Here is a 12,865-nt window from a genome sequence, read left to right as displayed (position 1 = left end):
CCGGAATGCATACCTTCACCCTCGGCGGCGCCGTCCCATATCCCGGAGTGCGGCACGCTGGCGGGGTCTACCTCGAGCGCCTCACACAGGAACTCCTGAGTCGAGGCAGCGTGACACTCGCTGCCCCCGACCACCCGGCGAACCTCGAGGCGCTCGACTCCGCCGACCCGCGGCTCGATGTGCGACTGATCGGGCGGTGGGCCGACGGCCAGAGCACGCCGCAGAGGCTCCTCGCGAGAGCACTCGGCGTCGGGGATCGGCTCCTGCGGCGCTTCGACCCGACGCTGCCGCCACTCACGTTCGTCGCAGCCGTCTACTTCGACCGTGCGTTTCGCGACGAACTGCGCCGTGCCGACTGCATCGACCTCCAGTGGTTCGAGTTCATCAGGCTCGCACCGCACATCCGCCGCGTCGCCAAGAACGCGCGCATCAACGGCACGTTCCACGACGTGCTCTCCCAGCTCTACACCCGCAACGCGGAGACGCGCCCAAGCGAGGCCGCACGCTGGCAGCGAGCGGCCAGCACCGCCGCACGAAACGAGCGGCACTCGCTGCGCACGCTCGACACGGTACTGACCCTCAACGCCAAGGACGCGAGCCTCCTTCGCGAGCGTGGGGCAGAGCAGGTCGTGGTGGTCAATCCGCCCCTCGCCCCGCGCACGCCGACCACGATCACGCCGCTCCCGACCCCGACGGCCCCCAGAGTCGTCTTCCTCGCGTACTTCGGCAGGGCCTTCAACGTCGAGGCCGCCGAATGGTTCGTCCGCGAAGTCTGGCCCCTCGTGCGATCCGAGACGCCCGACGCGACCGTCGAACTCGTCGGAGCCGACCCGGAGGGCAGGCTCGATCCGCTGCTCGACGAGGCCAAGGGCGTCTCCGCATCCGGCTTCGTCGACGACCTCGCGGCAGCCTATGGGCGAGCCTCAGTCGTCGTCGTCCCGCTTCGGTCCGGCTCAGGCGTGAAGTTCAAGACCATCGAGGCGATCACGCACGGTGTGCCGACCGTCACCACATCCGTCGGAGCTGAAGGCGTGGTCGCCGCCGACCGGATCGAAGCGGTCGTCGACGATGCTCCCGGGTTCGCCCGCGCGACAGCCGCAGCGCTTCGACACCCGATCGAGGCCCGTGGCAGGGCTCGCGAGCTTGCTGCCGCGGTGAGCGACGAATTCGGTCCAGCCCAGTTCTCAACGACCATCACCGAGGTGTACCCAGTGACCCGTCCGTCGATCGACCGAGAGCACGCGAGCGTCGTTCTCCCCTACTACGGCGACCCCGCCGACACCCTCGCGCTGATCGATCGTCTCCGCGAGCAGGAGGGCGTCGCCGAGATCATCGTCGCCGACGACGCATCGCCCATCGCGTTCCCGGCCACCGAGGGCGTCACAGTCGTCCGGCGTGCTCAGAACGGCGGCTTCGGCGCAGCAGTCAACACGGGCGCAGACAAAGCGACGACCGACCTCATCCTCGTGCTCAACAGCGACCTCGAGATCGGCGACACCTTCGTGCGCGAGCTCCTCGACGCCGCAGCCCCGCTGCAGCCGGCGGTCGTGAGCCCCCAGGTCGTGAAGCCGAGTGGGGAGCCCGAGTGGACAGCCCGGCGCTTCCCGCGCGTGCGCCACCACGTGGTCGAGTGGCTCAGCCCGCTGGCGCGATGGCGCCACCTGCCCTTCATGCACCGCGCCGTCGGTCACGTCACCGACCTCGCGGAGGACGGCGTCGACCGCGCCGACTGGGTGATCGGCGCCGCCCTGCTGATTCCCGTCGCCGAGTTCCGCCAGGTCGGCGGCTTCGACGAGCGGTACCACATGACCTCCGAGGAAGTGGATCTCCAGCTCAGGCTGGCCCGCGTCGGAGTGAACTCATTCGTCGCGAATCCGGTGCGCGTCACCCACGTCGGCGGCGGCTCCTCCGACTCGTCGAAGCGACGCCAATGGCTCGTCACGGCTCGCCAGCGGTACGCCGTGAAATGGGGCGGCGACGCCACACTGTCGTCGGCACTCGCGGTCGCGAGCATCGCGAACTTCGTGGTCAACGCGAGCCGGCAGCTCGCCGGTCGGGACATCGACGCCAAAGCCACCCTGAACTACGAGCTCGGACTGCTGCGCACGGCGCGCGCGCAGTCCAGAGCAACCGAACCCACGGCATAGTCCGTCCACGTTAGGAACCACGACTTGGCGAAGAACACCCTGCGAAACGTCGCACTCAAAGCGACCCGAAAGGCCGCCTACCTCGCGAAAGCAGGTCTCGGACGAGGCGGCGAGGCCTTCGGGCGACTCGAGGCTCGCGCCGGAGAACGGCTCGACGGCGCCGCCACGGCGACCATCACGCCCTCGCAGCTCGTCGCCACGAAATTCCACGCGTTCCGGCCCCTGCACGCGGCACCGCCGGCGGGCGGGCAGCGCCCCGCCGTGTCGGTCTTCGGCTTCTTCAACAGCAGCGGATTCTTCGGAGGCATCGCGACGCTCATCACCCTCAGCGCCGTGATCGCTCAAGAGCTCGATCTCGACCTGCGCCTCGTGCACACGGCGTCATTCGAAGGCGAAGGCGACGTGGTCGGCTTCCTTCGCGGCCAGGGCATCGACTTCGACGCCTCCCGCATCCACCACCTCGACCTCACGTCTCGACGAGCCGAGGGCGCCGAGGTTCCCCTCCACGACGAGGACGTGCTGGTCGCCAGCGCCTGGTGGGATGCCTTCGCGATACAACGAATGGCCGCGCCGCACCCGTTCATCTATCTCATCCAGGACTACGAGCCGATCTTCTACGCGAACGGCGACATGCAGCTCTGGGCTGCATCGACCTACGACGCCGACGGATTCATCCCGGTGCTCAACACGTCGATCCTCCACGACTTCTTCCGAGAGTCCCGGCACACACGCGTCGCTGAAGAGGCGCTCGTGTTCGAACCTGCCGTCAGTGTCCTGCCCCGCACCGCGCCCGTGGCGACCCGACGGAAGAAGCGGCTGTTCTTCTATGCCCGTCCCAGCGTGGAACGCAATCTCTTCTACGCCGGCCTGCTGGCGATCGACGAGGCCTTCACCAGGAATCCGCAGCTCGCCGACGACTGGGAAGTCTGGCTCGCCGGCAACGCGGCCATCCCACCGTTGCGGCTCGAGAGCGGCGTGACCCTCCAACGGCTCGGCAAGATGTCGCTGCCCGCGTATCAGGAGTTCATGCTGACGGCCGATCTGGCGATCTCGGCCATGCTCGCCCCTCACCCCAACTATCCGACGCTCGAGTTCTCGCACCTCGGCATCCCCGTCATCACGACAGCATGGGAGACGAAGCAGGACCTGGGCAGGTACTCCCCCCTCATCCACGTCACCGCGCCGACAATCGAAGCGATGGCTGCGAAGATCAGCGAGCTCGCGCTCGCCGACGGGCCATCACCTGTCGCAGAGCGCGACTCATCGCTGACCGCCTCCTGGCCACAAGCACTGCACGCCGTCGCCTCAGAGGTTGCGGCGAAGCGCAAAGCGTCACGCGCGTGATCGCCGAGGACCTGACGCTCGTGATCGTCGGGTACAAGCACGAGGAGTACGTCGCAAAGCTCCTCGAGACCGTCGAGTACCAGACCCTGAGCCCCGCACGCATCATCCTCATCGACGACGATCCGGCGGGTCTCACCGCGTCGGCCGCCGAAGAGTTCCTCGCGAACAGCGACCTGCAGGTCGAGGTGCGCGCAAACGCCACGAACCTCGGACTGTGCGCGAACCTCAACGCCGCGCTCGCAGACATCGATACCGACTTCTACGCGTACATCTCGGCGGACGACTGGATGCTGCCCACCAGATTCGAACGCCAGCTCTCCGTCGCACGAGCCGCAGATTCGCGCGTGGCCGTGATCTATTCGAACGCCCTCCGCGTCGACGAACACGACGTGGAGCTCGAGAAGGACTTCAAGAGCGCCTACCTGTGGCCGGAGCATCGCTCGGGCAAGGTCTATCTGCAGATGAGCGATTACAACTGGCTCCCCGCGCCGTCTGTGCTGCTTCGCACAGCGTCCGTGCGAGACCTCGGCGGCTACGACCCGGACCTGTTCTTCGAGGACCACGACCTGTGGCTCCGCCTGGCGCGCGAACACGAGTTCGAGTGCGTCGACGAGCCACTCGTCGCGTTCCGTGAGCTGGGTTCATCGCTCGGCCATCAGGCCTTCCAGGACCAGAGCCCGAGATTCGTCGTCGCCTACCTGCAGATCCTCGCGAAGCACCTGGGGTTCTCTCCCGAGATCGACGAGATGATCGCTCCGAAGTGCTGGACCCTCGCGATCAGACTGTGGCGTCTCGAAGGCCCGAGCAAGCGTGTCGTCGCCTACCTCACACAGACTCGTCGAGGAGCAGACAATGCGATCGTCGCGCGTGCCTACGGTCTCCTCGCCCGGTGCGGGGTGTCGTACAGCGCCGTCGAGCGCATCCGTTCGCTCACGGCATTCGGACGCTGACGCGGGGCGGCCCGGAGCCCGCCCCGCCGCAGTCGGCCCTCGTGTCAGCGATTCGGAGAGGTTCCCGCCGTGGCGACGAAGTGTCGAACCCGTCCGTCGAAGGTCTCCTCGAAGGGGATCGTCTCCATGAACTCCAATGCACGCCGAGCCTGAAGTTTCAGCTCGGACGGGTCGGCGACGAGACGCGCCACAGTGTCGACGGCGGCAGCGACATCGGGGTTGGGTCCGGCCCAGCCTCCCCCGCCTGCCGCGAGGAGCGGAGTCAGTGTCCGGTTCTCGAAGCCGAGCACCGGCACTCCAGAGCCCATGGCCTCGAAGTAGGTGCTCGCGGAGTCACCCTGCACGTGAGGCAGGAACATGAGGTCGATCTGAGACCGTGCGAACGGCTTCCATTCGGTCTCGAAGTCCATGAACCCGGCGAAGCTGACACGCGGCGAGCTGCTTCGTCGGAGCTCCTCTTCGAGATTGCCACCGCCGATGATCGTGAACTCGAAGTCGATGCCCCGCCGCTCCAGCTCGGTCACGAAGGGAGCGATGTGAGTCACGCCCTTGATCTCAGTGAGACGACCGGAGTAGGCGATGCGCAGCGGCCGTCCGCCCGACCAGACGTCCCGGTCGCGGGCACTGGCGATGTCCTCGGCTCTCATACGGTGGTCGAAGAACATGTGCGTCGAGGAGTTGACCCCCCGGTAGTGCTCATACGCTGAATGGCCGTTGCATTGGAAGCCATCGGCACGAGCAGCGAGCGCGTCCAGGCGCCGCGTGCGCCGGATCGCACCGGCACGGATGCGCGCACGGTCGAGGATGCCCTTGCTCGTGACGAGGCCCACCTCGAGACGAACCTCAGGAGACCAGTCGTCCGTGAAGACGACACGGAAGTCGCGATCGAGCAGCGTCGCGCTCAGCGGACCGACGACGGAGTGCAGGACGAGGTCCGTGCCCAGCTGTTCCAGGCCGGCAGGGTCGAGTTGGGGAACGAACGTGAGCTTCGCGGCGAGCGGGTCGTCTTCCCACTTCGATCGGTTCGTCTCCTCGACGAGTCGCGGTGCCTCCAGGGAAGAGACGAGCAGCTCACCCGGCCAGCGCTCGGCGTACTCGGCGAGTCCGGTCATGGACTTCGCGAAGATGCCGAGCTTGCCGTCCTTCGTGATGTGCAGGGCGCTGTCGTTCAGATAGACGAGCTTCATGTCGACGTGGGTCTTTCTGTTCAGCCGCGCGCGGAAGACGGCAGCGAAGCGAGGAGCAGCTGGACCGAGCGTCGCCCCGCGGCTGGCGAGTACCGCTGCTCCCAGATGCGCTGGAGCGTGGAGATGTTGGTGTCCAGTCCCCGAGCCACCTTGGCTTCGATCGCGTCTGCCAGCACCCGCTCGTCCCCTGCCGGAAACACGTCTCCGGTCTCGGGAGGAACGATCTCAGCGAGCGCCCCCGCATCGCTGACGAGCAGCGGCATGCCGACCGACATCGCCTCCGTGGCGACGAGCCCGAACGGCTCGGGCCAGACTGAGGGGACGATGAGCAGGTCAATTTTCGCGAAGAAATCGGCGGGGTCGATCCAACCGGGTCGATCAAGCAGATGGGCGACCGGCTGGAGCGCCGCCTCGACGAGACGCTGCGACTCTGCCGAGACGAATCGCGGTTCCCCGGCAAGGAGCAGCCGGTATCGTCCTGGGGTTCGTGCCTCCAGGACGCTGAGTGCGCGGGCGAGCACATCCACGCCCTTGTCCGTCGAGGGGCGCCCGAGGAAGCCGAGAACGATCTTGTCGTCAGGTTCACGGTGCGCCGCGCGCGGAGCGGCGTGGCTCCAGTTGGGGAGGACCCTTGCGCCGCGGATCGCCTCCGCCATCGATCTCGATGGCACGATCGTGGTGAGCGCTCCCGGGCGGGCGATCGTCTCGAGCGCTTTCTGCACACCCTGCGGACGCTGGTGCAGGTGGACGATCCGATCACGGTGGCCAGCAGTCGCGACCGCGGGCACGAGGCCGTTGCACCAGAGCACCCCCTGACGGTGCTGCGCATCCCATTCCCTGAGCGCTCGCATCCACTCGCGTCGTCCGCTGGCATCGAGCTCGACGACGTCGTAGCCTTCACGACGTGCCGTCGCCACGAGATCCCCGGGCTCGCGCGGGCCGACGATGGTGACGTCGACGCCGAGCGAGGACAGGGTCTCCGCGATGTTCAGCAGCATCACCTCGCCGCCACCGATATCGCCGTTGTTGGTGGCGATCGTCACCCGCGACACCGTTCCCCTGCCGGATGGTGCTCCGGCAGCTAGGTAGACGCGTGCGATCTCCGCGTTCATGTGGGCCACTGTCGGCCAGGCGGTCAGGTTCGTCATCGCGGATTCGTCGAGCAGGGCGTCCGCGATCGCCTGCACGTCGTCTGCATCCACGAGCGCCTGCTCGGTCACGATCTCGGGGTTTCCACCCACTCGCGACGCGACGACTCGCATGCCGCGATTGGCCGCATCCAGCAGCGAGTACGAGCAGTTCTCCCAGATCGACAGCTGCGCGAGCACGTCGGCCTGGGCCATCGCCTCGTCCGGGTCGACGAAACCGGGAAAGTCGATGGCCTTCTCGAGCCCGAGCGACTGCGCTTGTCGTCTGAGCGCCTGCTCCAGGTCTCCGACCCCGGCGACGGTCAGATGCGCGTCCGGTCTGACGGCGTGCACTCGAGCGAAGGCGGCGATGAGCTGGTCGATGCGCTTCTCGGGCGACAGTCGGGCCAGCGCGAGGATGCGCAGCTCGCGCGTCCCAGCGGCACTCGAGCGGTGGCGGTGACCCCGCAGGGGGTCGACTCCATTGTGGACGACCTCGATCTCGAGGCTCGGAGCCCACTTCGCGAGCATGGCCTGCTTCGTCGCCTCGGCAACCGCGATGGCTCCATCGAATCGGGCGAGGCGTGCTCGATGCACGGACGCCATGAGCCGGGCCTTGGCGGACGAGCTGTGGTACACGCTGTCGTCCCCTGCGATGCCGTGCTCCGTGGTCACACGGACAGTGCCCTTCGGGAGGGGCGTCGCGGCGACGACGATATCGGCGTAGGCGAGGTGCGAGTGCACGACGTCCGGCCGAAGCCGAGCGGCGGCGGCGCGCAGAGTCCGGATCGAACGCAGGAGACCGGCAGAGGGTCCGAGGCGGCCGACTGCGACGCGCGCACCGGCCTCTCTGAGTCGAGCGACCAGCGGCCCCTCCGGGCAGAGGACGACGAGATCGAACCCGGGGATCCCGACCCGCACGACGTCCAGGAGGTGTCGGGCCACGCCGCCGAGATCAGCGACCGGAACGACCCACAGCGCGAGGGGCCTTCCTGTCGCACTGTCGGTTGCCGTGTCCCGCGGCGAGGTGCCGTCTGCCTCTAGAGCCACTTTTCGAGCCGATCAAGCGCTGTCCAGAAGCCCTGACCGTTGTCGATGTGTCCCTGCCAGATCTCCGGGATGAACGGCGCCGTCGGCGCGAACTCGTCCAGCTGCCCTGCCAGGAGGGGCCAGTCGACCTCGCCGTCACCGACCTGAACGCCTTCGCCGTCGACTCCGGTCGCGTCCACGAGGTGCAGGTGGATGCTGTGCGGGGCGATGATCTCGGTGTACTCGGAGAAGGGCATCCCCAGGAAGTTGGCGGCGAGCTTCGAGTGCGACACGTCGAAGCAGAGCTTGGTGCCGGTCGTCGCGGAGAATTCCGCGGTGTCGTTCGGGTCGAGGAAGAGGTTGTGGAACTGCTGCCCACCCATGAGCCACGGGAATGGCGGCAGGGTCTGCGCGGCGATCCGGACGCCATCGGTGTCGAGACGCTTGACCGCGTCTGCGATGCGGTCGTACATGGCTGTGCGCGCTTCGGCGGGCACGTGCTTGTCCTTCGTGAACCCGCCCATGGTGACGACCATGATCGGCTCGCTCGATCGCGTGAACCACTTCTTGAGGGCGCGCGTCGTGTCGATGGTGCGCTGCACCTCGCGAATCGAACGCTCCCAGTGCTCGTCGTCGGTCGACGCGAGGTCCACGAGGAAGTCCCCTGCGAACAGATCGGGGAGATGCGTCGTGAAGTCCATGTCGAGGGGCTCCGTGAAGAAGCTGTCCATGTCGACTTCGAGGTCCTTGTAGGAGAAGTGGAACTCCAGGAAGTCCGGCGTGGACTTCTCGATGAGCTTCTTGTAGTCGTGGTAGCGCACAGGCAGCCCCCACGGTCGGCGGAACTCGAACTCCCGACCGACGGATGCGGTGTCGGTGAGGTCGCTCTCGAAGAAGAACTCGCCTTCCGCCATGTCGTGGTTCGCCTTGCGGCCGATGAGCTCATCGATTCGGTTGGGCTGGAGGCCACGTCCGGGGCTCTTCACGGCGATGTCCTCGGCACGGAGCACTTCGCCTTCGCGGAGTGATCTGGCGGCGACGAGGGACTTCGCCAGCGTCGTGCGATTCATGAGCTCGCCCGTCGACACCTCGCGCGGGCTCGCGTCCCCGAGCGACAGCTCGATGTCTCTGATCTGCTCGACCATCTGCGCGAACTCGTCTGGCAGGAGCGACACCGTGTGGTCGTTGCCTTCCATGGTGCGGTCGACGGTGAAGTGCTTCTCGATGATGCGTGCCCCACGGGCGACGGCGGCGACCGGGACGTGCCAGCCGCGCTCGTGCCCGGAGTATCCGACGATGCTGTCGCCGATCTCGCCGAGGCGATCGAGGTAGGCGAGATTGATGTCCTTGAACGGCGCAGGGTAGGTGGACTGGCAGTGCAGGAGCGCGAAGCTCGAGCCGAGCGAGCGCAGGAGGCTCACGGTCTCCAGGATCTCCGATTCCCGCGACATGCCCGTCGAGAGGATGAGCGGCAGGCCGCGCGAGCCTGCGTCCCTGAGCAGCTCGTGGTTGGTGAGGTCCGCCGACGCGATCTTGAGGCCTTCGATGCCGTAGTCGACGAGTGCCTGAACGCTCGGCGAGTCCCACGGCGTGCACATGAGGTCGACGCCTCGGTCGCGCGCATGGTCGAAGACCGTGAAGAGGTCTTCCGCTGGGAGAGAGACTCTGGAGAGGAGGTCGAGCGTGTACTGTGCGCCCAGGTCCTCACCGGCTGTGGATGCTCCGCTCTGCCGGTACAGGGCGTCCATGTCCCTCAGCTGGAACTTGACTGCGTCTGCGCCCGCGTCCGCCGCGAGGTCGACGAGTCGCTTCGCGAGGTCGACGGAGCCGTTGTGATTGTTGCCGATCTCGGCGATGACGAACGCGGGGTGACCGGCGCCGATCTCGTGGCTGCCGATGCGCAGGACGTCGTTGCGGTCGATGGCGACGGCGATGAGGTGGCCGGTCGCGTCGACGAGCGGGAGGTGGCTCACGCCACCGTGCCCGAGCAGCGGTGCGAGATCAGCCGGGGTGGAGGTCGCCGATGCGGTGCGCGTGTTCGTGTTCGCGACCTCGACGCACGACACGTCGAGCGAAGCGGTCGGGTTCGCGACGATCCAGCGTCGGAAGTCGCCGTCAGAGAGCGATCCCTTGAGGCGTCCGTGCTCGTCGACGCAGAACACGATGCGCTGCTGGTTGGCGCTGATCTTCTGGAGGCCGACGACGATTGAGTCTTCAGCGAAGACGATGTACGGGGTGAGGTTGCGCTCGATGATCACTGAGCGGAGTCCTTGTCTGTTGGTGCTGCGGTTTCCGGTGACGAGGCTGAGCCCTCGTCACGGTGGAGCTGAGAGAGCTGATGGTCTGCGATGGAGAGGTCGAGCTCGGTGTCGATGTCGACCCCTTCGACGTCATCCATCTCGAAGATGCCGATGGTGCCGCCGAGCCGGTTGTGGTCTCGTTCGTAGGTCTCGGTCCTCGTGAGGTAGAGGGAGCCCGTCTCGCGGTAGAACATCTGCGTGCGCTCCAGTTCCTGCCTTCGCGGTCTCGCGTCCACGGTGAAGTGCGCCTTCGGCTGATCGCCCTCGTCCGCTCCGTGCTGCCACAGGAACGGGGTCTGCGCGACAGCGCCGACCATGGAGTCGACACCGGACTCGATGAACTGCGCGATGGCGCGATCCAGCGTGCCTGGAAGCCTGACCGGCGATGTCGCCTGCAGGAGCATGACGGCGTCTGGTCGTCGCCCGGCTGCCGAGTACTCGGCGATGGCGTGCTCGACGACCGGTTCGGTCGCCGTCGTGTCCTCCGCCAGGTGGGCGGGCCGCAGCCAGGGCACCTGTGCCCCGGCGTCCCGAGCGATGGCGGCGAGCTCCTCGTCGTCGGTCGAGACGAGCACATCCATCACGGGACGAGCCTGGAGGGCCTGCTCGATCGTCCACGCCACGAGCGGCTTGCCGGCGACGATGCGCCGATTCTTGCCGGGGATGCCCTTGGATCCGCCCCTCACGGGGATGACGCACAAGATCCTCATACTGTTCCTTCCAGAATGCGCGCGATACTCGCGGCTATCAACTGTGCTGGCTCTGCCGGGGGAACAGGCGGGGCAGGAGTCGGTTCGCTGCCCCACATCGAAAGACCATAGCGTGACCAGAAGTCGCTCACCCACTCGGGCGGGTCGATGCAGGTCACCCAAGCCTGCCGGCCGGCGGCCGCGGCTTCGAGGACGCCCGTGGAGAAGACCGAGACGACAGGCCGGTCGAGGTCCGCGAGCGACAGCCCCGAGCTCTCGAAGCGCACGCCCCGACGCTGCCAGGAACGATGCTGGAGACGGGAGAGCCGGTCGGTTTCCGCCGGATGCGGCCGGTACTCTGCACCGGTCGTCAGGCAGAAGGTGCGGGCGGTCTTCGCCGATGCCCAGCGGGAGAGCTCTGCGCCGTGCAGCTGTCCGAGGAACACGGGTGTCGTGTCCGTGGGGCCCTGCGACACCGGCCGGGCGCGGCCACGCCCGGCAGCATGCCAGAGCAGCTGGGCTCCCACGACTTCGTGCGTCACATCAGCGCGTCCAGATTTCCAGAACTCCGCGTCGTCCTCGGAGAACGCGAGGAGGTGGCTGCCGCTTGCCAGGGGTGGGGCGAACGGAGTCGTCAGTCCGTGCTGGGCGACGACGAAGCGTGCGCCGAGCTCCCTGCTCCAGCGGTAGCCGATGGCTCCCGCTGGAAGGAAATGTCCGGCCGCGAAGACGGCTCGAACGCTTCGGAGCTCCCGAGGCAGAGCGGTGCCCTCGAGGCGTCGACTGGTCCACTGCCCGGCCAGCATGCCACTGAGGTCCTTGGGCGCCAGCACCGCGATCTGCTCTCCCTCCAGGAACCGCAGGGGCTCCGCGTAGGCGGCAACCGCGCTCGGCGTCGGCACGTCGATGAGGATGAGCAGCCGCGGCTCCGGCCCGTTGACCATGAGGGTGAACTCCGGAGCATTGGAGGACGGACGCACCCTGGACATGATCTGTCGCTTGATCGATCGAGAATTCTGCCATCGCTGCCACGCGGCGAGGTCCTCGGGAATGTTCAGACCCATAGCGCCTCCAGGGATCGGGCTCGGTGCATCAGCGTGTGCTCGGCCAGCGTGCGCTTGCGTCCGGCTTCCCGTATCCCAGCCGCCCACGACGGCTCTCGCTGTGCACGCCGTGCCAGCTCGACGATCTCCTCGACGGTGTCGAACACGAGCACTTCTTCGCCGACGTCGTAGAACTCGTGCACGTCTGCCCGATCCACGAGCTCGAGACCACCGACTCCAGCCGCCTCGAACGTGCGCATCGTGAAGCCATCCTGGTCTGCGTGCACGTTCAGAGTGGCGAGGCTTCCCGCCATGACCCCGTAGGCGCCATCCCGAGCGAGGTCCCCGCTGGCTGGTACTCCCGCAGACCTGAAGCGGCGCGTCCTGGCGACATCAGTGAGCTTCCGCGACCAGTCTCGCCCATAGGCGCGAACGGGTATTCCCGAATCCTGGATGTCGCGCACCAGCCGCTCGCGATTCGGGTAGCGGGCGCCGACGAGGGTCACCGCGGGCACGTCGACGCGGGAGAACCCCTGGCTCGCATCGAACCCCAACGGCACGAAGGCTGCCTGCGCTCCGTGCTCGTTCAGGAGCCGCACGTCGTCGTGGCTGTAGCTCGCGACCGGGCCGGTCGCGGCGAGGAACTCCGGCGTGTACCTGGTCCTCCGGATCTCGTCGTAGAGCCACGTCGCCGACCGCACGCCGCTCGCGCCAAGCGACTCCCACCAGATATCGCCGAGCTGATCGCCCTTGATGACGAGGACGGCGTCGAAGCGCTCTGACCCGAGATGCTCGACAGCACGGAGCGTCGCCTTCTCCTCAGCCGTCCGCGACCGCATCGCCTCCGGCAGCTCGTGCTGCAGCTTGTTGCGGACTCGGTCCACGACCGTGCTGTGGCTGTCGTACCGGTGCACGCTCACGGAGAAGCCGATCGACTCGAACGCAGCGGCGACCGCGCGCCAGTACCCGTGGAAGTCCGGGCTCACGATGAGCAGCCGCCTCACCATGCGCCAGCCCTCGCATCGCATGAAGTCGCAGTCGCGCACTGC

9 protein-coding genes are annotated in these 12,865 nt (G+C 67.3%); 3 read left to right on the top strand and 6 right to left on the bottom strand.

The window, feature by feature from the left end:
* The first annotated feature begins 5 nt into the window (after positions 1-5).
* Genes C5C17_RS02600 through C5C17_RS02595 form a run of 3 tightly spaced genes read left to right on the top strand, consistent with a single transcriptional unit; the run spans position 6 to position 4,441 of the window.
* Positions 6-2,147 carry a glycosyltransferase gene (locus C5C17_RS02600; RefSeq protein WP_146079052.1) on the top strand — a complete coding sequence of 714 codons (2,142 nt, stop codon included), beginning with the start codon at positions 6-8 and terminating at the stop codon, positions 2,145-2,147.
* Positions 2,148-2,171: 24 nt separating this feature from the next.
* On the top strand, positions 2,172-3,491 hold the full coding sequence (locus C5C17_RS18480) for a glycosyltransferase (protein WP_181028451.1): 1,320 nt from the start codon (positions 2,172-2,174) through the stop codon (positions 3,489-3,491).
* A complete protein-coding gene (locus C5C17_RS02595) occupies positions 3,488-4,441 on the top strand; it encodes a glycosyltransferase (protein WP_181028450.1) in 954 nt (317 codons plus the stop codon). Before C5C17_RS18480 ends, C5C17_RS02595 begins: the two co-directional genes overlap by 4 nt.
* 44 nt (positions 4,442-4,485) lie before the next feature.
* On the opposite strand, the gene C5C17_RS02590 is transcribed toward C5C17_RS02595, so the two are convergent.
* The 6 genes from C5C17_RS02590 to C5C17_RS02565 all read right to left on the bottom strand — a co-directional run bounded on the left by C5C17_RS02590 (position 4,486) and on the right by C5C17_RS02565 (position 12,823).
* The gene (locus C5C17_RS02590; RefSeq protein WP_104251829.1) at positions 4,486-5,628 is read right to left on the bottom strand and encodes a glycosyltransferase; all 1,143 of its coding nucleotides are present in this window, start codon (positions 5,626-5,628) and stop codon (positions 4,486-4,488) included.
* A gap of 20 nt (positions 5,629-5,648) precedes the next feature.
* A complete protein-coding gene (locus tag C5C17_RS18315) occupies positions 5,649-7,700 on the bottom strand; it encodes a glycosyltransferase family 4 protein (RefSeq protein WP_258065837.1) in 2,052 nt (683 codons plus the stop codon).
* A 95-nt stretch (positions 7,701-7,795) separates the two neighbouring features.
* Positions 7,796-10,042 (bottom strand): N-acetylneuraminate synthase family protein, encoded by a 2,247-nt coding sequence (locus C5C17_RS02580; protein WP_104251828.1) that lies wholly within the window; start codon positions 10,040-10,042, stop codon positions 7,796-7,798.
* Positions 10,039-10,794 carry a cytidylyltransferase domain-containing protein gene (locus C5C17_RS02575; protein WP_104251827.1) on the bottom strand — a complete coding sequence of 252 codons (756 nt, stop codon included), beginning with the start codon at positions 10,792-10,794 and terminating at the stop codon, positions 10,039-10,041. The genes C5C17_RS02580 and C5C17_RS02575 overlap by 4 nt, the downstream gene beginning before the upstream one ends.
* Entirely contained in the window at positions 10,791-11,837 is a 1,047-nt protein-coding gene (locus tag C5C17_RS02570) for an RNA-binding protein (RefSeq protein ID WP_104251826.1), read from the bottom strand. Before C5C17_RS02570 ends, C5C17_RS02575 begins: the two co-directional genes overlap by 4 nt.
* Positions 11,828-12,823: a glycosyltransferase gene (locus C5C17_RS02565; RefSeq protein WP_104251886.1), complete on the bottom strand. Its 996-nt coding sequence runs from the start codon at positions 12,821-12,823 to the stop codon at positions 11,828-11,830. Before C5C17_RS02565 ends, C5C17_RS02570 begins: the two co-directional genes overlap by 10 nt.
* Between the last annotated feature and the right edge of the window lie 42 nt (positions 12,824-12,865).

Origin of the sequence: Pseudoclavibacter sp. RFBA6 (assembly GCF_002931575.1) — a bacterium.
GTDB lineage: Bacteria > Actinomycetota > Actinomycetes > Actinomycetales > Microbacteriaceae > Pseudoclavibacter > Pseudoclavibacter terrae.
This window is presented reverse-complemented; position numbering and strand designations above follow the sequence as displayed.